General features: G+C 73.1%; 12 protein-coding genes and 1 pseudogene. 11 read left to right on the forward strand and 2 right to left on the reverse strand.

Going from position 1 to position 25,309, the window contains the following annotated elements; genetic code table 11:
- Positions 1 to 5: 5 nt before the first annotated feature.
- The 9 genes from ACGF12_RS22500 (at position 6) to ACGF12_RS22540 (ending at position 14,843) form a co-directional block, all read left to right on the forward strand.
- The gene (locus ACGF12_RS22500; RefSeq protein ID WP_393032818.1) at positions 6 to 2,231 is read left to right on the forward strand and encodes a TOMM precursor leader peptide-binding protein; all 2,226 of its coding nucleotides are present in this window, start codon (positions 6 to 8) and stop codon (positions 2,229 to 2,231) included.
- Positions 2,224 to 4,224 carry a TOMM precursor leader peptide-binding protein gene (locus ACGF12_RS22505; RefSeq protein ID WP_393032774.1) on the forward strand — a complete coding sequence of 667 codons (2,001 nt, stop codon included), beginning with the start codon at positions 2,224 to 2,226 and terminating at the stop codon, positions 4,222 to 4,224. The genes ACGF12_RS22500 and ACGF12_RS22505 overlap by 8 nt, the downstream gene beginning before the upstream one ends.
- A gap of 71 nt (positions 4,225 to 4,295) precedes the next feature.
- Complete coding sequence (locus ACGF12_RS22510) at positions 4,296 to 5,906, forward strand: nitroreductase family protein (RefSeq protein ID WP_393032777.1); 1,611 nt, start codon at positions 4,296 to 4,298, stop codon at positions 5,904 to 5,906.
- Positions 5,907 to 5,921: 15 nt separating this feature from the next.
- A complete protein-coding gene (locus tag ACGF12_RS22515) occupies positions 5,922 to 8,792 on the forward strand; it encodes a lantibiotic dehydratase (protein ID WP_393032780.1) in 2,871 nt (956 codons plus the stop codon).
- Positions 8,785 to 9,852, forward strand: a complete 1,068-nt coding sequence (locus ACGF12_RS22520; protein ID WP_393032783.1) for a lantibiotic dehydratase C-terminal domain-containing protein — start codon at positions 8,785 to 8,787, stop codon at positions 9,850 to 9,852. Before ACGF12_RS22515 ends, ACGF12_RS22520 begins: the two co-directional genes overlap by 8 nt.
- The gene (locus ACGF12_RS22525; RefSeq protein WP_393032786.1) at positions 9,849 to 11,072 is read left to right on the forward strand and encodes a peptidase M50; all 1,224 of its coding nucleotides are present in this window, start codon (positions 9,849 to 9,851) and stop codon (positions 11,070 to 11,072) included. The genes ACGF12_RS22520 and ACGF12_RS22525 overlap by 4 nt, the downstream gene beginning before the upstream one ends.
- A 46-nt stretch (positions 11,073 to 11,118) precedes the next feature.
- The gene (locus tag ACGF12_RS22530) at positions 11,119 to 12,036 is read left to right on the forward strand and encodes an ABC transporter ATP-binding protein (RefSeq protein WP_393032789.1); all 918 of its coding nucleotides are present in this window, start codon (positions 11,119 to 11,121) and stop codon (positions 12,034 to 12,036) included.
- Positions 12,037 to 12,038: 2 nt separating this feature from the next.
- Positions 12,039 to 12,788 (forward strand): ABC transporter permease, encoded by a 750-nt coding sequence (locus ACGF12_RS22535; protein ID WP_393032792.1) that lies wholly within the window; start codon positions 12,039 to 12,041, stop codon positions 12,786 to 12,788.
- Between the two features lie 114 nt (positions 12,789 to 12,902).
- A complete protein-coding gene (locus ACGF12_RS22540) occupies positions 12,903 to 14,843 on the forward strand; it encodes a TOMM precursor leader peptide-binding protein (protein ID WP_393032795.1) in 1,941 nt (646 codons plus the stop codon).
- 81 nt (positions 14,844 to 14,924) lie between these two features.
- Here the strand turns inward: ACGF12_RS22540 and ACGF12_RS22545 are convergent, their stop codons facing one another.
- Complete coding sequence (locus ACGF12_RS22545) at positions 14,925 to 15,098, reverse strand: thiazolylpeptide-type bacteriocin (RefSeq protein ID WP_035858840.1); 174 nt, start codon at positions 15,096 to 15,098, stop codon at positions 14,925 to 14,927.
- Between the two features lie 188 nt (positions 15,099 to 15,286).
- On the opposite strand from ACGF12_RS22545, the gene ACGF12_RS22550 reads away from it, so the two are divergent.
- Positions 15,287 to 16,561, forward strand: coding sequence for an amidohydrolase (locus tag ACGF12_RS22550; protein ID WP_393032800.1), 1,275 nt, complete (start codon positions 15,287 to 15,289; stop codon positions 16,559 to 16,561).
- A gap of 140 nt (positions 16,562 to 16,701) precedes the next feature.
- Here the strand turns inward: ACGF12_RS22550 and ACGF12_RS22555 are convergent, their stop codons facing one another.
- Positions 16,702 to 24,324 carry a LamG-like jellyroll fold domain-containing protein gene (locus ACGF12_RS22555; protein ID WP_393032803.1) on the reverse strand — a complete coding sequence of 2,541 codons (7,623 nt, stop codon included), beginning with the start codon at positions 24,322 to 24,324 and terminating at the stop codon, positions 16,702 to 16,704.
- A 491-nt stretch (positions 24,325 to 24,815) separates the two neighbouring features.
- Here ACGF12_RS22555 and ACGF12_RS22560 point away from each other — a divergent pair.
- Positions 24,816 to 24,944 (forward strand): annotated as a pseudogene (locus ACGF12_RS22560) (family 1 glycosylhydrolase); the annotation flags it as partial.
- Positions 24,945 to 25,309 lie beyond the last annotated feature (365 nt).

Consider the following 25,309-nt stretch of genomic DNA (forward strand, 5'->3'; position numbering starts at 1 on the left):
GGGACATGCCCCCGTACGAGGAGATCGCCGACAGCCGTCCACGGATCCGTCGCGACGTGCTGTACACCCAGACCCCGGACGGGGTGCTGTTCCACAACGCCCACGGCGGCTTCGGTCTCACGGCGAAGGACGCCTACCGCTTCGCCTCGCTGATCGTGCCGCACCTGAACGGCCGTCACACCGTGGCCCAGATCAGCCAGGGATTCGGCGAGCACCACCGCACCATGCTCACCGAGTTGGTCCGCACCCTCTACGGTCGCGGCTTCGCCCGCGACGCCGGACCGGCACCCGAGGGCCCCTCGATGCTCGCACCCGAGGTCACCGCCCGGTTCGGTCCGCAGATCGAGTACATCGACCACTACGTGGGCGAGGCCGAGGAGCGCTTCCGCCGGTTCCGGGACACCCGTGTCGCCGTCCTCGGCGACGACGAGCTCGCCCGGTGGAGCGTGCTCAGCCTGGTGCGCAACGGCTGCGCCGCGGTCGGCGTCCTGCCGGGCCTGGCCGAACTGACCGGCTTCGCCGAGGTCGAGGCGGAGGTTGCCGCGCTCGTCAAGGCCGGCTGCCCGGCGACGGTCACCACCCTGATGACCGGTGCCGCCGGCCGGCCCGGCGCCGGATGGGGGGAGCTCGACGGGTTCGACGTGGTGCTGGTGACCGGGCCGACCGGTACCCTGCGGATCAACCGGCTGCTGGAGGCGGGGATCCCGGCGGGCCGACTGCTGCTGTCGGCCTGGACGATCGGCGGCAGTGCGGTGATCGGTCCGCTGATGTCCGCCGACCGCACCGGATGCTGGATGTGCGCGGCACTGCGCCTCGGCACGGCCGGGCTCCCGGGTGACGCGGCCGAGCTGTGGAGCGGCCTCGCACCGCTGGCGCCGCTGGCCCCTGGCGACCGAGAGCCCCGAGGGCCGCTCGCCGCGATGCTCGGCAACCTGCTCGGCTACGAGGTCTTCCGGCTCACCACCGGCGCGCTGCCGGCCGAGACCGACGGTCGGCTGCTGGTACAGGACTTGGATTCGCTGGACGTGGTCGGCGAGCCGCTGCTGCCCCACCCTCGGTGCCCGCGCTGCGCCGATCTCGCCGTGACCGAGGCGGACGTCACCGAGGCCGACGTCACCGAGGCGGACCTCGCCGGGTACGGGCGGGAGCAGAGCTGGTCGGGCGAGCAGGGCGAGTCGGAGGCGGCGCTGTCCGAGCTGGACGCCCGCGCGGTTCTGGTCGGCCCGTACGCCGGGGTGTTCGCCCGCTACGCCGACGACTCCTGGCGGCAGACCCCGCTGAAGGTCGGCACCGTGAGCCTGAACCTGGCCCCCGGCCGGCGACGGCACATCTCCGCGGCCGACGTGCACCACGTGGCGGGGGCGCGGCTGCGCGCCCTGTACCGGGCCGCCGAGGTCTACACCGAGCACGTGGTCCCACCCGTGTCGGCCGGCCGGGGCGGCGCGGAGCTCGCAAAGGCGCGTCCGGAGTCGCTGAGCACCGCCAGTGGTGTGCCGCTCGGCACCGTCCGGGACTGGAGTCCGGCGACATCGCTGCTGACGGGCGAGCGGATGCTGGTCCCGGTGGCCGCGCTGCGCACCTTCGGCCCGCACAACCGGGACCGGGCCTTCGAGGCCACCTCCGCGGGCACCGGCGCCGGCGGCTCGCTCGCCGAGGCGGCCGCGCGCGGTCTGCGCACGGCGCTCGGGTACGACGCGCTGCGCCGGACGCTGCGCGGGCGGCTCGCGCCGGTCGCCGTTCCGCCGGAGCTGTTCCAGCAGGACGTGCAGCTCACCTTCCTCGCCCGATCGGCCCGGAACCACGGCCTGGAGCTGGAGTTGCTGCGGCTCGGCGGCGCCGGGGAGCCGCTGCCAGTGGTGCTGGCCAGGGCCGTGGACCCCGGCGCGGACCGGTACCGCTGGGCGCTCGGCAGCGGCCTCGGCGTGCGGGACGCCGCGCTGGAGGCGGTCCGCGACCTGCTCGGTGCGGTGCAGCTCGACCGTGACCCGGCTGCCGAGGACGGTAACGATTTCGGCGACCCGCTGATCGGCGAACTGGACCCGGCCGTGCTGCTGCCCGTCGGCGAAGCCGAGGCCGTGCTCGGTGCGGACCTCGACTGGGCGCGGGTGCTGGAGCGGCTCCGGGCCGGTGGACGGGACGTCCTGCTGGCCCCGTGCGGGCCGGCCGACCTGCGGGCCGGTCGGGTCGAGGTGGTCAAGGTGCTCCTCACGGACGGGACTTCGGATGTCTGACGACATCCCGGGCCGTCCACTCGGCACCGGCCTGCTCGGGGGCTCGCCCACGGTGGGCGTGGCGTACGTCGGCCCTTGGAGCGAGTTCTTCGACGCCCTGGCAGTCGAATTGACGGAGCGCCAGGTCGGTCCGGTCGAGCTGGCGATACTTGGTGCCCGCGACGAGCTCACGGTCGGCGAGGGCGGCCCCCGGGGCGCCGGGTGGCCGGTGCCCGTGCACGTCTACAGCCACCACGCCATCGTCGGTCCGGACAGTCCGGACAGCCCACCCACCGACGATGGTGCGGCATCGCCCTGTCCGCGCTGCCTCGCCCGGCGCTGGCAGGCGGTCCGCTCCGGGCCGCTCCGCGAAGCGCTCGAACTGGGCTCCGGCACCAGAGCGGCGGGCAGTCCGCCGTGGGCGGTGCCGTTCCTCACCGACGCGCTGGCCGCCCTGCTGGCGGCCCGCGCGGAGCGCCGCCCGGCCAACGGGAACGGCCGCCCGGGCGAGCAGCAGTTGCCCGTCGTCCACCTGCTCGACCTGGAGACGCTGCGCGTGAGCGGATTCCCGCTGCTCACCGACGCGGAGTGCCCGCGGTGTGACCACCGTACGGAGGACGGCGCCGAGGCCGCCCGGATCGAGCCGGTGAGCCGGCCGAAGCGTTCACCGGACGACTTCCGGCTGCGCGCGATCGAGGAGTACCGGCTGTCGCTGCCGGCGTTCGTCAACCCGGTGGCCGGGATGCTCGGCCCCTCGGTGGTCCCCGATCTGGTCTCCGCCTCCACCTCGTCGACGGTCGGTTGCTTCACCATGCGCTCCGGCGACTACCTGCGGGAGTGCTTCTGGGGCGGCCACACCGCCGGCTACCGCGCCAGTACCGATGTCGGCCTGCTGGAGGGGCTGGAGCGGTTCGCCGGGATGCGGGCGCGCGGCAAGCGGACCACGGTGGTCGCGGCCTTCGACGACCTCGGGGACCAGGCGCTCGATCCCCGGGTCTGCGGGCTCTACACGGAGGAGTTCCACCGCGAGGCCGCGGTGCGACCGTTCTCGCCGAGCCGGCCGATCCCCTGGGTGTGGGGCTGGTCGCTGCGTGACCGACGGCCCCTGCTGGTGCCGGAGATCCTGGCCTACTACCACGCGCCCGGCGGGCTCGAGAACCGCTTCGTCCAGGAGAGCTCCAACGGCTGCGCCTCAGGCGGCTGTCTGGAGGAGGCGATCTACTTCGGGCTCATGGAGGCGGTCGAGCGGGACGCCTTCCTGCTCGCCTGGTACGGCCGGCTCGCCCTGCCCGAGCTGGACGGCAGGAGCAGCACCAGGCCGCAGACCCGAGCGATGGTGGACAGGCTGGAGATGTACGGCTACCGGGCCCGTTTCTTCGACACCCGGATCAGCTTCCCGATCCCGGTGGTGACCGCCGTCGCCGAACGGATCGACGGCGGGCCGGGCCGGCTCTGCTTCGGGGCGGGCGCGAGCCTGGACCCGGAGGCGGCGCTGTGGGCCGGTCTGTGCGAGATCGCCACCGACGCGGTCAACCTGCGCAGCCGCACCGCCCGTGAGGAGCCCCGGCTGCGGGCGATGGCCGAGGACTTCGACCAGGTGCGGGTGCTGCACGACCACCCGCTGCTGTACGGGTTGCCCGAGATGGCGCGGTACGCCGACTTCCTGCTGGACAGGCCGGACGGGCAGGGCGAACCCGCCCCGCCGGGACGGCTCGCCGAGGGGTCGCTCGGTCCCTCCGACGACCTGCGAGAGGACCTGCGTCGCTGCGTCGACGCGGTGGCGGCGGCCGGTTTCGACGTCGTCGTGGTCGACCAGACCATGCCCGAGCAGCGCGCGTCGGGCCTGCACACAGCGTCGGTGCTGGTTCCCGGTCTGCTGCCGATCGACTTCGGCTGGCGGCGCCAGCGGGCGCTGACCATGCCCCGGCTGCGGACCGCGCCGCGCGCGGCCGGCCTGCGCGAGCGCGACTTGCGGGCGGACGAGCTCAACCCCGCCCCGCACCCCTTCCCCTGAGCCCCGCCCAGCCCGGGCACCGGCGACAACGGACCGCCGAGACGTGCCAGGCGTACGAGAGAGGAACGACCATGGGCTACGCCCGCGAGTACGCGTCCGCGGTGCTGTGGCGGGGCCGGGTCCCGATGGAGCCCGCCGACTTCGTGCCCGACTGGGCCGACCGGCCCAGGAAGGACAAGTACTTCCCCGCCGCACCGCACTTCCCCCTGCCCGACTGCCCGCCCGACCCGTCGGCGGGAGTCCGTCGCGGACTGTTCGGACCACGCGGCGAGGACGGCTTCACCCTGCCGCTGCTCGGCGGGATGCTCCGGGACTCCTACGGGCTGACCGGCCGGCGGCTCGCCGTGCAGGCCAACTCGGACCTCGGCACGCTGCCCCGCTACCCGCACGCCAACTTCTCGCGGGGCACCGCGTCGGGCGGTGGCTTGTACCCGATCGGCATCCACTGGGTCAGCGGGGCGAGCGGCCCGCTGACCCCCGGTGTCCACCACTACGCGACACCGCACCACTCGATGCGGCGGCTGCTGACCGGCGACGTGACGGTCGACGTACGCGCGGCGCTGGGCGGCTTCGCCGAGGACTGCGACCAGTTCCTGGTGCTGACGGTCAAGTTCTGGCAGAACGCCTTCAAGTACAACAGCTTCGCCTACCACGTGGTCACCATGGACATCGGCGCGCTGCTGGAGACCTGGCGGATCTGGGCCGGTGCGCAGGGCCTGCACCTCGGTGCCGCGCTCTGGTTCGACGAGGAGCGGATCGGTCGGCTGCTCGGACTGCGGCCGGAGCAGGAGGGCGTGTTCGCCGTCGTTCCGCTGCGCTGGGCCCGGCCGAGGACCGGGCCGCTGCCGAGCGCGCCCACCGGGGCCCGGGTCCGGGCGGCCGACCAGGAGCGTTCGCGGACGGTCATCGCCTTCGACACCGTCCGGCGCATCCACGAGGCGACCCTCGCCGGTGCCGTCGACCGCCCGGCGGCGGGCGTTCTGGACGCGGCTCTGGAGACGGCCTGGGCCCGCGTCCGGGCGGCCGCCGAGCCGGAGCACCCGGTCGGTGCGCCGATCCCGCTGCCCGCGCCGCAGGAACCGGCGCTGGGCGTCCGGGAGGCGCTGCGCGCCAGACGCAGCAGCTTCGGACGGTTCACCGGAAAGCCGGCGATGACCGCCGCGCAGCTGTCGACCGCGCTCGCCGCCGCCGCTTCGGCGGGCCGGCTGACGGGCTGTGCGGAAGGCCCCGGCGAGGCGTCGCTGACCCGGCTCCACGTGTTCGTCAACCACGTCGCCGATGTACCCGCCGGTGCCTACGCGTACGAGCCGGCCGACCGCTCGCTGCGGCCGGTGAAGCCCGGCCCGCAGGGCTGGTTCCTGCAGCGGAACTACTTCCTGGACAACTACAACCTGGAGCAGGCCGGCGCGGTGATCGTGGTCACCGCACCCACCCCGGCCGTGCTTGACGCCGTCGGGGACCGGGGCCTGCGGCTGGTGAACGCCGCCGTGGGCGCGAGTTCGCAGGCCCTCTACACGGTCGCCCCGGCGGCCGGGCTGGCCTGCGGGGTGGCACTCGGCTTCGACTCCGTCTCCTACACCGAGCACTTGGGCCTCGCGGACGGCGAGGAACTGCCTCTGCTGATCATGATGATCGGACAGGAACACCGCAGCCCGGCCGACTTCGACCACGCGATCGTCTGACTGGGCGGAGGAACGTTGACCACCACGGAATCCCCGGTGACTCCGGAGGGCGCTGCGCCCGCCGCCGGGCAGCAGGGACTGCCCGGCACCCTGACCGGACCACGGTACGGCCTCGGGCCCCGCTTCATGCTGCGCGCCGGCGGGCTGCCCGTCGAAGCCGTGCACGGCCTGCGATCGGCCGAGGCCTTCGGCTGGGCCGAGGAGCTGGTGGCCGAGGAGGAGCGCGTCGCCGAACTGGGCTCCCGGCTCAGCGAACCGCTCTCGGCGCTCGTCAAGGCCGCCCCCGACGCCGGCCTGCGTCGTCGACTGCTGGAGCTGCGTCGAGGGGTGTTCAACAGCCGGATGCCCGACCGGCCCGCAGAGGCCCTCGACCTGGTCGGCCGACTGGACACCGGGACCGGTGAGTTGCTGGCCCAGTGGCTGCCGGCCCGTCGCCGCCTGGCGCAGCTGCGGGACACTGGGTCCACCCTCTTCGAACGGGAACTCGTGCGCACCCGGGCCGAGTTGCGCCGCCTCGCCGACCTGGACGAGCTGCGGCTCGGCCTGCTGCTCGCCTCGCCGTCCCTGGAGGGGCGCCTGGACGGCATCGGTGCGCCGAGCGCGGCACCGGACAAGCGGACCCGCAAGATGGAGCGGTCGCTGCTGTCGTACCTGTACCGGACGGCCTGCAAGACCAGCCCGTTCAGTACCTTCACGCCGGTGGCGGCCGGTACTTTCCGAGTTGGGGCGGGCGCGGGCCGGGCCGAGGTGCTGCTGGGCGCCGAGCGCGGCAGCCACCCCAGGCTGAACGTCGTGGTCCTCGCCCGGCTGGCCGAACTCATCGCGGCCGACCCGGCGCGCAGGAGCGACCTGCCGGTGGCTCCCGCCTCCGGCATGGAGCTGACCGAGGACCGGGTCCGCTACGTTCGGCGCTCGGTGACCGCGGGTGACGACAGGGCCTCGGTGAGCTTCGACGCGGCCCGGGACCGGCTGTTCTTCCTGAGACTCAGCGGAGTTCTGGAGCGCCTGCTGGAACTCTTCCGGCAGCGGCCGCTGATCCGCTACGGCGAACTCGCGGCCGCGCTCGGCTCCGACTCCGGCTCGAAGTCCGGTTTTGACCCCAACTCCGGCTCCGGCCGCGAGGACGCCGAGCGCTACCTGGTCGCCCTGCTGGAGGTCGGCATCCTGCAACTGCCCCTACTCGCCACCGATGTGCACACCGGCGACCCGCTGCGCTCCTTCCAGCAGGCCCTGCGCTCGCTCGACCGCCCGTGGGCGGAGGCGGTCGCCGACCGGCTCGCCGCACCGCTGGCCGCGATCGAGCGCTACCCGTCGGGCGACGTCCCGACCCGACGGGCGCTGCTGGCCGAGATCCGCCGTGAACTCCTCGCCATCCAGCGCGACCTGGGCGAGCAGCAGGCGTCCGTACCGCAGACCCTGCTCTACGAGGACGTCTCCGCGGGGGAGGTGGAAGCCGACGCGCAGCTGTGGGCTGGGTTGGCGGCCCGACCGCTGGCGGAGCTCACCCGGATCCTGCCGGTCTTCGACCTCGGCCTGGCCCAACGGCTCACCCTGAAGGGCTTCTTCCTCGCCCGCCACGGTCGGGGCGGCCGCAGCGACGACCTGCTGCAGCTGGTGCACGACTTCCACGAGGACATCTTCAACCAGTACCTCCAGTTCACCGCGGCCAAGCCGGCCGAGGCCGAACACGGCGGCTACCCGCCGGAGGAGAACTGGCTCGGCCTGCCGGAGCTCACCGCCCTCGACCGCGCCCGTGCCGAACTGGTGCGGCGGATGCGCGGGTTGTGGGAGCAGCTCCCGGAGGGTGCCGAGGAGCTGACGCTCGACGGTGCCGACCTCGCCTCCGTGGCCACCGAACTCGGCTCGCTCGGCGGTGACTTCACGCCGCACAGTCACTTCGTGCAGCTGTCCGGGGGGTTCGGCGAGGACGATCCGCGGGTGGTGCTCAACCACTCCTACGGTGGCCTCTGCTTCCCCTTCACCCGCTTCACTCACTGCTTCGAGGGCGCCGACACCGACGCCGACACCGACACCGACGCCGGCACCGCCGGCGGCGGCCTGCCCGCCGCGCTGCGCGCCACCCTGCGGGAGGTGCGGCCCGAGCAGGCGGTTCTCGCCGAGGTCACCGCCGGATCGGCCACCACGAACCTGAACCTGCACGCCCGCCTGACCGACTACGAGCTCGTCTGCCCGGGCGAGACCAGCACCGCACCCGACACCGCGCAGATCCACCTCGACGACCTGTACGTCGAGCACGACCCGGACGCCGACCGGCTGGTCCTGCGCTCGCGCCGACTGGGCGCCGAGGTGATCCCGGTCTACCTCGGCTACCTCGTCCCGATGGTGCTGCCCGAGATCCCGCGCAGCCTGCTGCTCTTCTCGCCCACCTCGCGGGTGACCCCCGAGCTGTGGCGCGGGGTGCCCGCGGGACCGGCGGTTTCCGGTGTCACCCGCCGCCCCAGGGTCCGGTACGGCAGTCTCGTGCTGCACCGGCGCAGCTGGACCGCCACCGCCGCGGCGCTGCCCCAACTCCCGCCGGGAACACCCGAGTCGGAGAGGTTCCTGGAGTGGCAGCGCTGGCGCCGCCGGCACGCCCTGCCGGCGACGGTCTTCGCCAGGGCGTACCCCGAAGGGGCCGGCGCCCCCCTCGGGGCCGCCAAACCGCAGTACGTGGACTTCGCCAGCCCGCTCTCGCTGACAGCGCTGGAGGGGCTGCTGGCCGGCGGGCCCGGGCGGCTCGTGCTGGAGGAGATGCTGCCGGGCGAGGACGCCCTGCACGTGCGCTCCGCCCACGGGCACCACGTCGCTGAGCTGGCCCTGGAGATCATCCCCCGCGCGGAGGCCGCCGCGCCCGAGCAGCAGCAAGGAGAGCCGAACCATGACTGACGCGCGAACGCCGCAGACCACCCCCGAGGCCGCCCCGGGCGACTGGCTCGCGCTGCACGTCTTCTATGCCGCCAGCCCGCGCCCGCTGCTGCTCCAGTGCGTCCGTCCGCTGATCGCGGAGCTGACCGAAGAGGGCCTGCTCGCAGGGTACTTCTTCATCAACTACTGGGTGGAGGGCCCACACCTGCGGCTACGGCTGCGGCCCGCCGGCGCGCACGCCGCCGAGCAGGTGCGGCAGCGGGCCGAGGCGGCCGTCGCGGAGTTCCTGCGCCGCCGCCCGGCCCTCTACGAGGTGAAGGACAGCTTCTTCGCCGAGCTCTACAACACCATGTTCGAGCTGGAGTACCGGGAGGAGGAGCGCGAGCGCCTGCTCGGCCCGGACGGTCGGATGAGGCTGCGCGAGAACAACACCTTCAGCCACGAGCCGTACGAGCCCGAGTACGGCAAGTACGGCGGCCCCGACGGGATCGACCTCGCCGAGTGGCACTTCCAGCACTCCAGCGATCTGGTCGTCGAGGCCACCCGGACCATGAACCTGCATCTGCGCACGGTGGTGCTGGGCCTCGCCGCTCAGCTGATGATGACCGCGGCCGCCTGCTTCCTGCCCGAGGAGGGGGACCTGCTGGCCTTCCTCGACCGCTACCACGCCTTCTGGAACGGCGCGTTCGAGGGCACCAACTACACCGCCCAGCAGGGGTACGACCGCGCCTACCGGAGCATGGGCGACGCCCTGCCGACCCGGTTCCGGGCGATCCGCGCGGCGATCGTGGAGCAGGCACCGCAGCGGCTGCCGAGCCGACTGCGCGGCTGGGCCGAGCACTGCCTGGAGCTGCGCGAACGGGCGAGCGGCCTGGCCCGCCGAGGCGAGCTGGTCTTCCGCTCCTGGGACGGCGAACGCGACCTGACCGTCACGGACCCGGCGCAGGCCCTGCCGATGCTGCTCTTCCCGTACGTGCACATGACCAACAACCGGCTCTCGGTCACGGTCCGCGACGAGGCCTTCCTCTCGTACATCCTGGCCCGCGCCCTGCGCGAGCCGCAGCCCTCGGTGATACCGTGAGCAGCCGTCAACTCATCGCCCTCCGGCCCAAGGTGCGCTCCGAGCTGCGGTTCGGCCGACCGCTGTGGCGCGGCGCAGCCGAGGTCCACCTGGTGCTGGACCCGACGAGTGGACGCCAGTTGGAGCTCGGGGCGAAGGAGCACTTCATCATCACCCGGCTGGACGGCACCCGGTCCCTGGCCGAGATCGGCGAGCAGTACGCCGTGCGGTTCCGGGCCCGGCTCGGTGAGCCCCAGTGGCAGCAGATGCTGGGGCTGCTGTACACCCGGGGACTGCTCGACGACGCTCCGCCGCCGGCTCCTCGGCAGGCCCCCGAGCCCACCCGCTCGACCGTGCTCGCCGGACGGGTCCGGATGGTCGCCGACGCACCTGCGCTGCTGGACCGGCTGCACCCGGCCACCGGCTTCGCCCGCCGCCGCCGGTTCCTCCTCCCGCTGCTGGCCCTGGTTGCGGCGCTGCCGGTCGGTGTCGCCGTCAACCTCGCCACCCTCGTCGACGAGACCGTGCGGCTCACCGGGAACCCCGTCGCCCTGCTGGCGGTCGGCACCCTGCTGTGGGCGAGTCTCGCGCTGCACGAACTGGCCCACGGACTGGTCGGACGGGCCTTCGGCGGACGGGTCGGCGAGATCGGTCTGCGCTGGGTGCTGCCGATGACCTACCTGTACTGCGAGGTGGAGGACGTACGGTTCTTCGCCCGCCGCCGCGAGCAGATCGCCACCGCCATGGCCGGGGCCGTGATGAACCTGGCCTTCCTGCTGCCGTTCTACCCCGTCTGGATGCTGCTGCCCGCACACGCCCAGGCCAGGCCCTTCCTGGGCGCACTGCTGCTGCTCGGCACCGCGCTCGCGCTCGGCAACCTGCTTCCGCTGCCCCCGCTGGACGGCTACAAGGCTCTCGGGTACGCCCTGGACTGCCTCCAACTGGCCACTGAGAGCCGCCGGTTCGTCGTCCTGCTGGCCCGTTCCGCGGTACGCCGCGACGCCACCGCGCTGCGCGGCCACCCGGTGCGGGCGAGGCTGGTCCTCGGCGGCTACGCGCTCGGCTGCGCGGTGCTGGCCGCCGGGCTGCTCGCCGCCCTCGGCGGGCTGCTGGCGGCAGCGTTCGGCCCGCTCGCCGGGTACCTGCCGGTGCTGGCGGTGCTGGCGGCGCTGGTGCTGTGGGCGGGCGGCCGGGCGGTTCGGGCCTACCGCGAGCAGCGGGCGAAGCGAGCGGACGAGTGAGCGGGTGACGTGATGTCGGCATGTCGGCAAGGAGAAGAGAGCACTGATGAGCACAGGTGACAGCCGCCCGGACGCGGCGGTGGCGCTGACCGGCGTTCGCAAGCGGTACGGCACGGTCCAGGCACTCGACGGGGTGTCACTGACGGTGGAGAGAGGCGAGTTCTTCGGCATCCTCGGCCCCAACGGCGCGGGCAAGACCACCCTGGTCGAAATCGTCGAGGGACTGCGGACACCGGACGCCGGCAGCGTCAGCGTGCTCGGCGAAAGCCCCTGGCCCAGGAACACCGCCCTGCTGCGGCGCCTCGGCATCCAGACCCAGAGCTCGGCCTTCTTCACCCGGCTGACCGCGCTGGAGCACCTGCGGACCGTCGCCGCGCTCTACCGCCTGGATGCGGCCGCAGCCCTACGCGCCCTCGACCTGGTGGACCTCGGGGAGCAGTCCGACCGCCGGGTGGACCAGCTGTCCGGAGGCCAGCGCCAGCGCCTGGCCCTGGCCACCGCGCTCATCCACGAGCCGGAGCTGATCTTCCTGGACGAGCCGACCGCCGCCCTCGACCCGGCGGCCCGACGCTCCCTCTGGGACGTTCTGCGGGCCCTGAAGGGCGACGGCCGGACCATCGTCTACACCACCCACCACCTGGACGAGGCCGAGGCGCTGTGCGACCGGGTGGCGATCATCGCGCGGGGCGCCGTGCTCGCCGTGGACAGCCCCCGCCACCTGATCAGGTCGCTCGACGCCCCCACCAGGCTGCTGGTCCCGGCCGACCGGATCGACGCCGAGGACGCGCGGCGCCTGGTCGGTGTCGACCAGGTGACCGTCGAGGGCGGTGAGGTGGTGATCTCCACCAGGTCCGCCAACCAGGTGCTGGTCGCCCTCGGCGACCTGGTCGCCCTGGAGGAGATCACCACCCGCACGGCGACCCTCGAGGACGCCTACCTCGAACTGACCGCAACGGAGCACTGACCGTGAACGCCTACACCGCCATGACCAGGGCCAGTTACCTCGCCTACATCCGCGACCGCACCTCGGTGATCTTCACCTTCGCGTTCCCGCTGCTCTTCCTGGTCGTCTTCGGGATGATCTTCCGGGGACAGTCCGTCGACGGCGGCCTGTCGTACATCAACTACATCGCGCCCGGCGTGCTGTCCTGGGGCATCGGCAACGCCGCCCTGTTCGGGGTCGCCTTCACCCTGATGCACTGGCGCCGCGACGACCTGCTGCGGCTGATCTGGCGCACCCCCACCCCGCTGCCCACCGTGCTGGGCGCCCGCTACGCGGTGGCCCTCGGCACCGGGCTGGTCCAGGCCGTGCTCTTCGCCACCGTCGCGCTGGCCGCGTTCGGCCTGCACCTCGCGGGCTCCTGGCCGCTCGCACTGCCGGTGCTGGTGTTCGGGATCACCGCCTTCGCCGCCCTCGGCCTGGTGGTCGGCGCCCTGGCCAACACCCCCGAGGCGGTGGCCGCGATCGCCAACTGCGTGATGGTCCCGATGGCATTCCTCTCCGGCGCGTTCTACCCGATCGACCTGATGCCGGGCTGGCTGCGGGGCCTCTCCCGCGCACTGCCCCTGCGCTACTTCGACGAAGGCGTCACCGACGCCATCGGCGGGCGCGGCGGCGTCACCCACCCGCTCCTGGACTGCGCCGCGCTGGCCGGCTTCACCCTGGTCTTCGCCCTGGTCGCGGCCAGGACCTTCCGCTGGAGCAACCGCTCCTGACCTCCTCCGTCCGCCTTGCCGGCGAACCACGGCGAACCACCCTCCCCTGACCCGCCGCGCGGGCAGTCCGTTCCCTCCCCGGCCCGAAAGTCGGGGTCTCCTCGGAGGCACCAGATGACCACGCCCGCCACCGCCGCGGCCTCCTTCGAGGCGGCCAGGGAGCGGATGGAGCGCCGTCTCGCCGAGCGCGCCGCGACCTGCGCGACACCCGCCCCCCTGGTGGCCGTGCTCGGCGGCACCGACCTGCTGCGTCCCGAACCCGCCGAGGCGGCGCGCCGACGGGCCCGGGCCACCGTCCACCTCACCGCGCAGACGGTCCTGGTCGGCCCCTGGGGCGGGGACCCGGACGCCCCGCAGGCCTGCGGCACCTGCCTGGCCATGCGCTGGCAGCGCCTGCGCAGCCGCACCGAACGCGAGGCCCTGGAGACCGGCCTGGCGAGCACCCTGGCCGGCCCCGGCCTGCCACCTCTGCCGGATCACGCCGTCGACGCGGTCTGGGCCCTGCACCAGCTCACCACCGGGGCGAGTGGGCGATCCACCGCGCTGCCCCAGGTCTCCCGGCTCGACCTGGAGACCCTCCGGGTGCAGACGGTGCCGCTGCTCGCCGAGCCGCTCTGCCCGTCCTGCGCCGCCGCGCGCGGCGACGAGCCGGGGGAGGAGCGGGGGGAGCAGCCGGTGCTGCCGCTCGTCTCCCGGCCCAAGCCGGCCCCCGACAGCCGCCGGCTGCGCCCGGCGGACTCCTACCACCTGCCCGAGGCGGCACTGGCCAACCCGGTCTGCGGCGTGCTCGGCGCGGGCACCTGGTCCGACGTCGTCTCGCCGACCACCGCGCCCGTGGCCGGCAGCGTCTTCATGCGCGGCTACGCGGGACTCACCGACGTCACCTGGAGCGGACAGGCCAACTCCTTCCGGGCCAGCCGCGCCCTGGCCTTCCTGGAGGGCCTGGAGCGCTACGCCGGCACCCACCGCCGCAGCGGCGCACCGATGCTGACCGACTCCTACGACAACCTGGGTGACGCCGCGCTCGACCCGCGCGCATGCGGACTGTACGAGCCCCGGACCTACCGCGAGGACCCCATGCTCGGGCCCTTCGACCCCGGCCGGCCGATCCCCTGGGTCCAGGGCTGGTCGCTGCGGGACGAGGCCCCCGTCCTGGTCCCCGCCCGGCTCTGCTACTACAGCGCGGGACTGGCGGCCGACAACTTCGTCTTCGAGTGCTCCAACGGCTGCGCCATCGGCAGCTGCCTGGAGGAGGCGATCCTCTTCGGCCTGCTCGAACTGATCGAGCGGGACGCCTTCCTGCTCGGCTGGTACGGCAACGCGGCGCTGCCCGAGATCGACCTGGCCGCCAGCACCGGCCCGGCCCTGCGGGCCATGCTGCTGCGGGCCACCCTGCTGGGCTACGACGTGCACGCCTTCGACAACCGGGTGGACCTGGCCGTCCCGGTGGTGACCGCGCTCGCGGTGCGCCGCGACGGCGGCCCCGGCACGCTGGCCTTCGCGGCCTCCGCGGGCTTCGACCCGGAGGACACCGTCGAGTCCGCCGTCTCCGAGATCCTCACCTACATCCCGCACCTGCCCGGCCAGGTGCGCGAGCGGCCGGCCGAACTGGCCGCGATGGCCGAGGACTTCGACCTGGTGCGCAGACTTCCCGACCATGCGGCACTCTTCGGCCTGCCGCAGATGGCCCGCCACGCCCGCAGCTACCTGGAGCCGTCCGCACCCGCCCGGCCCGCCGCCGAGCTGTACGCCGACTGGGCCGAGCGGTGCCCGCGCGGGTCGGACCTGCTCGACGATCTGCTGTTCTGCCGCGACGAGTTGGTCAGGGCCGGGTTCGACGTGATCGTGGTCGACCAGACCTCGCCGGAGCAGCGGCGCCTCGGCCTGCGCACGGTCTGCACCCTGGTGCCCGGCCTGCTGCCGATCGACTTCGGCTGGTCGCGCCAGCGCGCCCTGCGACTGCCCCGGCTGCGCACCGCCCTGCGGCGCGGCGGTCTGCGGGCCACCGACCTGGCCGAGGACGAACTGCGCCTGGTCCCGCACCCGTTCCCGTGACCGCGCCTGTCACGGTTCCCGGAACGGCCGGTGGCCCCCCGCCCGAGAGGACGGAGGGCCACCGGTGAAGCGCCCGCGGGATCAGGCGGTGCAGCTGGTGGTGCTGGTGGTGCTGGAGCAGGTGCTGGTGCTGGAACAGCTGGTGGACGAGCCCAGCATGACCTCGCTGGTGTCCGAGTAGTCGCTGATCTCGAAGGTCTCCGACTCGAGGTTCAGGATCTCCTCGGCGAGCGACGCGAGCGAAGTGTCAGCCATGGCACTCCTCCTTCCGGTGAGGGAGCGGCCCGGCCGCTGCGGCCGGACCGACGGGGACGGAGTGGCCGGCGCCCGTACGAACCCCCGCCACTCACACGCCAGTTCTACCGAGTGCCGCTGGCGGCTCCGGGCGCACCGTACTGACAACTCACTGACAACCCGACGCACCGCACGAGGAGCCCCGGCCGATGACCACCTTCGTCCCCACCACCGCCGAGCTCGCCCGGGCCGCCGAGTTCTACCTGGACCTGCACCGCCACCCGGAGCTCTCGGGCGCCGAGGAACGAACCGCGGCCCGCTTCGCCGACCGGCTGGCCGACGCGGGCTACCGGGTGATCCGGGGCATCGGCGGCCACGGCGTGGCGGCCGTGCTGCGCAACGGTGCCGGCCCGGTGGTGATGCTCCGCGCGGAGCTGGACGCGCTCCCGGTGGCCGAGCGCACCGGCCTGCCCTACGCCAGCACCGTCACGGGCCGGACGGCCGACGGACGGCAGGTCCCGGTGATGCACGCCTGCGGCCACGACGTCCATCTGGCCTGCGCCGCCGGGGCCGCGGCCGCCCTGGCCGAGGCCCGGACCGGGTGGCGCGGTACCGTCCTGGTGGTCGGCCAGCCGGCCGAGGAGACCCTGTCCGGTGCCCGGGCGATGCTGGCGGACGGGCTCTACCGACGCTTCGAGCCGCCCTCGGTGGTCCTCGCCCAGCACACCGCGCCACTGCCGGCCGGGATGGTCGCCCACGGGCGGGGTCCGGTGACGGCCGGCAGCCGCACCCTGCGCGTGGTGATCCACGGCCGGGGCGGGCACGCCGGAGCACCCCAGCTGGCGGTCGACCCGGTGGTGGCCGCCGCCGCGGTCGTGCTGCGGCTCCAGTCGATCGTCTCCCAGGAGACCTCCCCGGCCGAGCAGCTGGTGGTCACCGTGGGATCCCTGGAAGCCGGTGGCCAGGGCAATGTGATCCCCGACCGGGCCACCCTGAACGTGACCGTACGAGGCTTCACCGAACAGGCCCTGGAGCGGGCCGCGGCGGCCGTGCGGCGGATCGTCCGGGGCGAGGCGGTGGCCTCGGGCTGCCCCCGGGAGCCGGAGTTCGACGAGGTCTCCCGTTCGGGCGTCAACACCCCCGATCCCGCGCTCTCCCAGCAGGTGCGGACGGCGCACCGGCAGCTGTTCGGGGCGGAGCGGGTCGCCGACTGGCCGCCGGCCCTGGCCACTGAGGACTTCCCGCTGTTCGGGGACGCGGGAGCGGAGCTGCACGGGGTGCCCGGCATCCGCACGGCGTACTGGATGCTCGGCATGGTCGGCCCCGACCAGTGGGCGGCGGCCCCCGGCACCGGAGCGGCGCAGAAGCTGGCCGCCCTGCCCGCCAACCACTCGCCCGAGTTCCGGCCCCAGGTCGGCATGACCCTCAGGACGGGCATCTCCGCCCTCTTCTCGGCGGCCACCGCCTGCCTCGCCCGGCCTTAGGGCCCCGTCGGGCGCCGGGCCGTGGGCCGGGCGGGCGTCACAGGCCGCGCGGTCCTTGACGGCAGCCGCCTCGTACCGGCTCCGCCCGGTCAGGGGAGCGGGCCCCTGACCGGGCGGCGTGTCACGCCGGTCCCGGAGCGTCAGTCCTCCACGCCGTAGTACTGCGCGAGGAACTCGATCACCTCCTCGGTATGCGGAGCCAGCTGCGGCAGGTGGGTGGACAGGGCGGTGCGCACGGCGTCGGCGAGTTCGGTGCGGCCGGTGGCCGAGGCCTTGACGTAGGGGTCGAGGCGGCGGACGAGCTCGTAGTTGCTCTCCAGGTCGAGCTCCCGCATGGCGCGCTGGAGCGGCGGGGCACCGGTGGGCGGTACGGGGGGCAGGAGCCGGCTGACGAAGGTGACGCGGTGCATGACCCGCCAGCACGGAGGCTTGCGGTCGGTCCGACGGACCTCGCGCAGTGCGGCCGCGTTCGGGTCGGTGCCGTTGTCCAGCCACCGCTGGTCGACGACCTTGTGGAAGAAGGCGTCGAAGTGCTCGGTGTCCTCGCCCAGGTAGAAGCTGAGGAACCGGTACGCGTCGACCTTGCCGGGGGCGTTGACGGGATTGCCGTCGGCGTCGTAGACGGGCTTGCGGCCGGTGTCGTACTTCTGGAGGTTCCCGGAGGGCGCGCAGGCCACCTTGAGCCCGAAGGAGCGGGTGGCCTGCCTGCCCCGGGCCCTCGTGGCGGTCATGCCGCCGCCGATGGAGGCGTCGAGCTGGGCGTTGATGCCGACGCCCATGATGTCGAAGGACGTGCCGACGGAGGTGCCGACGGAACCGGAGAACGAGTACGAGCCGGAGGTCGTCTCGCTCACCGCGTCGGTGGTCTCGGTGGTCTCGGCGAAGAAGCCGCCGTCCGCCGTCCACACGTAGGTGTTGACCAGGTCGCGGCGGGAGAAACCGGCTCCGGTGGTGCTGTCGGCGGCGTCCCTGCCCTTGCCGGGCGAGGCGTCGCTCCCGATCGCGCCGCCGAGCACCCTTCCCGCCCGTTCGGCCGTGGGGTCGGGCGCGTGCGTCTCGGTGGAGACGGTCTCGTAGTAACTGCGCAGCCGCTGCTGCTCGCGCTGGATGCGGCGCTTGATCGCGTAGGCCTCGCGCGGCTTGTAGTAGCTGTACTCGCCGTTGTCCCGGGCGCCGGTGTAGTCCGGGTCGAGGACCTTGCCGCGCTCGTCGTAACCGACGGCGCCGTCGAGCGTGCCCTGCTTGGTGTAGCGGGGGTTGACGGGGAACGGGATGACGTTCCAGTCCTTCGGGATGTCCGGGTTCGGCTGGATCCGGTAGGCGACCAGGGCGCCGCTGTGGGCCAGGCGCAGCGCGAAGACGTCGGCGGTCTGGGACTGGACCAGGGCGAAGCCCGTGTTGGCGGGCACGTAGCGGCGGCCGAGTGCCGCGTTGAGCGGCTTGAGCGGGTCCTCCCAGCTACCGGCGAGCTCCACCTTCATGGCGCGGGTGGTGTTCTCGCCCTGGGAGACGGCGGTCTCCTCGGCCCAGCTGTTGGAGAACTCCAGGGTGCCGCGCACCCCCGCCGACACCTTGGCCTTGGCCATGGACTTCGCGATGCCGAAGCCCAACGGCGCGGTGATCATCCACATGTCGACGTCGACCTCGTTCGACAGGGCGAAACCGAAGGCCGCGTCGACGCTGCGCTCCTTGGCCGACGACAGGGAGTGGACGACCTCCTCCGCCTCGGTGAACTCCACCGACGCGATGCTGTCGTAGGTGGAGCGGTCGGGGTCGACGGTGTTGGGGGTGAGGTTCTCCGACGGTACGGGCGGCGCGCCCTCGACGTAGCCGATCAGCTGGGGGTCGAACTGCACCTGGCCGACCCACTCGCTGACCAGGTTGCCGACCTTGTAGCCGGTGACCAGGTGCCAGCGTCCTTCGCGCAGGTAGCCGTAGGCCCGCTTGAGCACGCCGAAGGCCTCGCCCTTGGCCGAGTACTGCATGTCGGCGTACTCGGCGACGGACGGGGCGCCGGTGATCCGCTCGTGGAAGGGCGTGCGCATGGCCGCGAGCGCCGACCGGACCTGCGCGGTGTCGCTGGAGACGGGCGCGGTGGACAGCACGGTGGCCGGACGGCGCGGGGCCTCGGGCAGCGTCAGGTGGTTGCCGCGCAGGCCCTCGTCCTGGACGAGCCGGGTGCCCGCGTCGGTGGAGGCGTCGTCGAAGGACCAGTAGGCGATCAGGTCCTCCTTCTCGCCCTTGAGACGGGTGAACAGGTTGTCGAGGACCTGCTCCTGGGTGCGGGCGGTGCGCCAGACGCGGACCTCCTCCAGGACGCCGTGGAACGCCTGGGTGGCCCGGCCGCCGTCGAGCCGCGCGCCGAGGGCGAACGCTCCGTCGCCGTAGCCCGCGAAGGCCGCGTCCTCCAGCGGGTCGCAGGCCACCGCGACCCCGTTGCGGTACAGGCGGAAGAGGCTGCCGCGCGGGTCGGGGTTGCGGGTCCAGCGGGCGCCGCGCAGCCGTGCGGTGTGCGAACCGGTGGCGTCGGCCGCGGTGTTGCCGGCGTTCTCCTCGAAGCGCCAGTGCGCGGTCAGGCCGCGGTCGCGGGCGGAGACGGACGTGCCCAGCCGGGCCGCGTCCCGCGCGGTGCCCCACAGCCGGATCTCGGAGACGACCCCGGTCAGGGCGTGGGTCTGCAGGCCCTCGCGGGCCCGGCCGATGTCGAGCGGGCCGGAGTTGCCCCTGGCGCCGGGCCCCTCGTAGCGGGCGGTGCCGGCCTCACGGCCGTCGATGAAGAAGCGGATGTCCTGCCAGTCCCGGACGTCGACGGACTCCACCAGTTCGACGTTCTGCTTGACGGGCTTGCCGTCGGCGCCGGTGGCCGTGATCTCCTTGCTGCCCTTGCGCTCCTGCATCGACCGGCCGCTCTTGCGGACGACGGCGAGGCGGTGGAACGCACCGGCGCGCACGGCCTCGGTGGAGGTGAACCGCACCAGCCTGCCGTCGGGTTCCTCGAAGCCGAACTCCAGCTTGCCGTCGGGCAGGACCAGCAGTCGGTAGGGGACGCTGCCGCCGGCCCCGTCGGCCGCGCGGCCCTTGGACACCAGGCCCTGGGGCGCGCCGAGGGCGTCGACGCGGCAGAAGACCTCCAGGGTGAGGTCGTCGGTGATGTCGAGGGCGTCGTCGTCGGGCACGTCGAGGTACGCGCCGTCGGTCAGTTCGACCGCCCAGGACTGTTCGTAGGCGACGGCGAGGTGGACCCACTCGTGCGGCGGGAAGGTGGCGCGGGTGGCCACCAGACGGTCGCCGACGCCGGCGACGACGTGGTAGTCCGTTCCCGCCGCCGCCACGACCGCGGCGGGGGCCGGCGCCGTGGTGACGCCGCCGCGCAGGACGACGTGCCGGTTCTGGCCGGAGCGGTCCAGGACACCGGGCTTGCCGTTCACCTGGTCGACCGGGTCGGCGCACGGCCAGTAGCCGGTCAGACCCGCTTCCTCGCCGGTCAGCCGCCGGTTCTTCAGCTCCCGGACCTGTGCCGCGGTGCGGGCGGTGCCCCAGAGCCGGACCTCGTCCATCTCGACGGCCGCGTACTCGGGTACCCAGCCGGCGAAGTGGCTGCCGAAGCTGAAGGTTCCGTCGCCGAGGTAGGTGCCCGTCGCGGTGCGGCGGGCCTCCTCGACGCCGTCGCGGTAGATCACCTGCTCCCGGGTGGCCGCGTTGAAGACGCAGGCCCAGTGGTGCCAGTCGGTGTCGTCGTACCCGTACCGGGTGGTGAGGTCGTCGCCGTAGAAGGCGAAGGTGAAGTCGCTGGTCTTTCGGAAGCCGATGTGCAGGCTGCTCCTGGTGGTCCCGTTCGAGGCGCCGTGGCCGACGAGGAACTGCGCCCGGCCGTCCCACGCGGTCGTGCGCCGTGCCCAGAACTCCACCGTGAAGTCCTGGCCGGCGAGGCTGAACCCGCGTTCGGTCAGGGCGACACCGCTCCGGCCGTCGAAGGCGAGGGCGGGCACGACGGGGGCGGCCGGGGCGAGGAGGCCCAGGGTGTAGGGCGCGTCGCCCGTGCCGGCGTGGACGATCCTGGCGGCGCCGGACACCTCCTCGGGGTTGACCCACGCCTCCATCGTCAGGTCGCGGGCCGCCGTCACCCGGTCCAGCTGCGCCTCTGGCAGGGTGAGGACGGTGGCCTGCCCGTCGAAGGAGTAGGCCCGGCCCGGGGTATCGGCGCGCCACTGGCAGCCCTGCCCGGTGACCAGGTCCGTCACCTCGCCGAGGGGGACCTCACGCGCCGCCCCCGGGTCCGCGAGCACCAGGCGGGAGCCCGCGGCGAGCGGGCTGCCGGGACGGTTGGAGGAGGCCCGGCGGTGGTCGTAGCGCAGGCGCCGGACGACGTCGCCCGGCTGGGGCTCGGGACCGCCCTCGCCGTCGCCCAGGCGCACGGTTACGGCTCCCGCTGCATGGGCGGTCTCCGTGACGTAGAGGTGGCCGCCGACCGTGACGGGCGTCCCGGCCGGGAGGGCGGCGGGGAGGGGCTCGGCGAGCTGGAGCACGCCGCCGGCGACATCGCCGGACCGGCCGCCGGACAGGAGCCGGAGGTTCGCGTCGAAGGACTTCACCGCGCCGATCCGGACCGGCTCCTCCGGCGCGCCGTTGACGATCGCCGCGAAGTCGGCTGCACGGCGGGGAAGTTGCTCCCAGGTCTCGGTCTCCTCGCCGTGCTCCACGGTGAGGTCGCACAGTTCGGGCCGGGCGCCCGGTGTGATGCGGATGTGCACCGAGTCCAGCCGGGTGCCGGCGTCGCGGGCGGTGAAGGTGATCGCCTTGCCGTCACCCGCCGTCAGGCGGCGCGAGGAGCGGGCGACCGAGGTGTCGTAGTAGGCGGCGAAGAACTGCCCGTTGGAGCCCCGGAAGTACAGCACGACGTTGCCGGTGGCGCTGTCGAGCAGGTACGGGCGGTCGGCCGAGCGGGCGAAGGCCAGCAGGGCGCCGGAGCAGCTCAGGCCGGTGCGGTCGAGGGAGAGCCGCGGGACGGGCAGCGCGATGTCGTTCGCCCCCTGGAGACCGCCGGTGAGCCGGGCGAGCTCCTCCCGCTTCGCGGTCAGTTCCGCCTGGTGAGCGGCGATCTCGCGCTGTCGCTGCTCCAACAGCTCCCGCTGGGGCCGCAGTTCGGCGAGCTGCTGGTCGAGCGCTGCCACCCGCTGGGCCGCGTCGCGGATGTCCGGGTGCCCGAGGTCGTGGAGGGACACCCGCTCGATGGCGATCAGGCCTTCGCCGGACTCGGTGACCGCATCGGAGTCGTACTGGACCACGCGGTCGCCGAGCCGGTCGGGGGCGCAGACGGTCCGCTCGCTGTACCGGTTGACCAGGGTGCAGAGGCCGTCGCCGCGTTCGTAGATGCCGAAGAGCGTGTTCCAGTGCCCGGCCTGGCGCGGCCAGATGATCAGCGGGGCGTCGTTGTCCTGTCGCTCAGCGGCGACGTTCATGTCCTTGCCGGAGTTCAGGTTCTGCAGGTAGTAGAGCATGGAGCCGTTCCAGGACGACCCCGGGGGCATCACGGCGGCCCACAGCGCGGACTTAGCCTCCGGGCTGGAGGTCCGCACCAGCGGCGCTTCGTTGCCAGTCCCGTCACCCCGCACGGCGAGGTACTGCGGCTTGCCGTCCCGGGCGTTCTTGAATCGCAGCCGGAACGCCCAGCCGGTGATGTCCTGCGACCTGGAGTAGAAGATCTCGCGCTGGCGTTCCAACTCCGGCACGTCGGCGGTCTGTCGGGTGAGTTCGGCGGCCTCGGCCTCCTTGGCCGTGACGTCCTGGACCAACTGGCGGATCCGGGCGTCCAGTTCGCTGATCGTCTCGACGTCGGCGGTGCCGTCCGGCGCGGCGAGCACCGGCAGCGCCAGCTCGTCCGGGATCTCGGCGAGCCGCCCGTCGCGACCCACCCCGAAGTCGACCGTCGCCAGGTACGCCTCGTCGCTCGCCCCACCGGTCTTCGGGTCCGGCCCGGAGGTCGCGTACGACAACAGCACCCGGGCCTGGCGCTTCGCGGGCTTGGGATCCTTGTCGTAGCCCGCGCTGGTCGCCTCCTGCTGGTGGTAGAGGACGGCGGAGAGCCCCGAGGCGGTCGCCCGGCCGGCGACGGTGAAGCTGTCCCGGCGCACGCCCGGGTGGTCGCCGACGGGGGCCTCGGACGTCACCCACCGCGGGTCGCCGATGAGTTCGCCGTGGTGGGCGTGGTCGGTCTGGTCGTGCAGGCGGGTGCCGGAGCCCTCGTCGAAGCGGTAGTACGCGATGAGCCCCGGGTCGTTGCCGATCAGGCGCACGCCCTGGTCGCGCTTGAGCTCCTCGGCGGTGCGGGCACGGTCCCAGATCCGTACCTCGTCCAGCTCGGCGCGGGCGCTGCCGAGCCGCAGGGCCTTGCCCAGCAGCAGCGGCCCGGTTCCGGCGTAGGTGCCGTCGGCGGTGCGGGTGGCGACCTGCTCACCGTCGCGGTAGACGCTCTGGCGGCGCGTCGTGTGCTCGAAGACGCAGGCCCAGTGGTGCCAGCTGGTGCCGTCGGCCCGCACGTCGGTGTTCACGTCGTCACCGTAGAAGGCGAAGGTGAAGCGGTCGTCCGAACGGAAGCCGATGTGCAGGGAGTTGCGGGTGCTGCCGCCGGGGTCGCCGTGGCCCAGGACGTACTCCTCGCGGCCGGTCGCCGTACGCCGGGCCCAGAACTCGACGGTGAAGTCGCGGCCGGCCAGCTCCGGAGCGTCCGCGACCCGGACGTGGGCGTCGCCCTCGCCGAAGGCGAGCGCCGTTTCCGCGTGACCCTCGGTGCTCACCACGGGGACCAGCGGCTGCCCGGTGAACGGGCAGGTCCCCGGGGTCGATTCGTAGACGGCGTCGCGGTGCGCCGGGTCGGGGCTGGTCCAGGCCTGGGTGCCCTGGAGGTTGAACAGGCCGTCGCGGCCCTGCTCGACGCTGAAGGAGTCGATGCGGCCGGTCGCGTCGTTGTGCGCAAAGATCTGCCAGCGCTGCTGTCCGTGCACGGCGGTGGGGACGAGCAGGGCGGTGAAGCGTCCGCCGGACAGACGCCGGACGAAGGAGAGCTGCTGGGTCGGTTCGTGGAAGGGGCGGCCTTCCATGTCGGTCGTGCCCAGACTGTCCTTGGCCGAATCCGGCCGGGTCTTGTGACGGCTGCGGCGGAAGCGTGCCTCCAGGACGGGTTTGAGCTCCCCGCCCACGAGGAGGAACCGGTCGCACAGCAGAGTGTCCGCGGCCAGTGGCACCCTGGCGCCCGAACTGTCCGTGGCGAAGCCGCCGCGCTCCCGGTCGCCGGAGGAGCCGCCCGCCGTCAGCCGGTGGACGGCATCCGGGTGGTCGTCACCGATGGACTGCCGCAGCACGACGATGTGCGTGCCGTCCGACAGGGCGTGGAAGGGGACGGAGGCCGTGAGCCGGGCCGTGGTGGACAGGAAGGGGTCCACCTCGTCCTCGTCCAGTCGTTCGCCCGGAGCCGCCTCGACCCGACCGCCGCTCTTGACCACTGGTAAAGCAGTGGCCCCCGCGACCGCGTAACCGGTGTCCGTGACCTCGGAGGGGAATCGCAGCGGGAGCGGGTTCTCGGACCAGTAGGCGGTGTCCAGCTCGCCCTTGGTCTCGTCGTGCCGGGACAGGTCCAGCACGCTGTAGACGATCCGCCGCTGGTCGTCCATGGACAGGGCCACCGTGGTGCCCTGGTGTCGGACCGTGGTGGTGTGGACGTAGGTGCGGTCGCTGTAGACCTTGAGCAGGTGCTGCTCGCCAGACAAGGAGTCTCCTCCGGAAATCTCGGTGCCAGAGAGGCGGATCACAGAACGAAGGGCGGGACGCGGCGGGTATCACCGTTGGTCGCCGTGCCGATGACGCACTGGTTGGTGATCACACCATTGACCGGAACCTGACATGCCGTCAAGTGGGGCTATCGGGTTTGGGGGCGGATGAGCCATTTCCTCCCCGGGCGGGCTCTCGCAGTTCGCCGACCGGTTCGGTGGGCATGTCGTGGCCGACGACCAGCGACAGTCATCCAACCGCCGATCCCGGCCCGGCGCGCCACTCGTCCGGCGAAACTCACCTGTACGAGTGGTCATCGGCTATGCGGTCCCCCGCGTGCCCGCTCCACGGCCACAATGGGCTCGCCATCCGGCGCGGCAGACGGTAGGGAGGTTCGGCAGGATTTCCAACTCACCCTCGGAGTCGGCCACTTGTCGTGCGGCCAGGCTTTGTGATCCAGGCCTCGTGACAATGACAGCCTGTTCGACGGGCCGAGGGGTTCCATCAAAGGTTCGGGTTGGTCCACGTCGACTTCGAGACACAGAGGCGGACGCCGAGGGCCTCGTACGACTGGTACCGGGACCTGATCGCCACCCACCATGCCTATCGTCCAAGGTAGTTGACTTCCAATCGCTGCGGGATGGATGGCCTCTTGGCAACGGATGAGGGGCCATCCGGACGGCGCGGCCCGCAGCAGCCGAGTACCAGATCCTGCGCAAAAGACAGGGTGTTCGAAGAGTCAACAGCCCATTGCCAGTGATTCAACCGCCGGCCGGTCGCGCGGGGACGGGCCGTCTCGCAGTTCCGGGGACGCGCACCACCGCGTCGACCGCGATGGGAGTTTCGCGCCAGGCGACTCCCGCAGTGTGACGGGGCCCGGTCACAGTATTGAAGTTCCCCCCTGATCTTGGACAGCGGTTGCTTACGCTGCGGGGGTGAAGTCGCGCTGCAGTCTGGCTCGGGTTTCGAGTGGGGTGAGGTACC

Source organism: Kitasatospora sp. NPDC048296, assembly GCF_043201815.1.
GTDB lineage: Bacteria > Actinomycetota > Actinomycetes > Streptomycetales > Streptomycetaceae > Kitasatospora.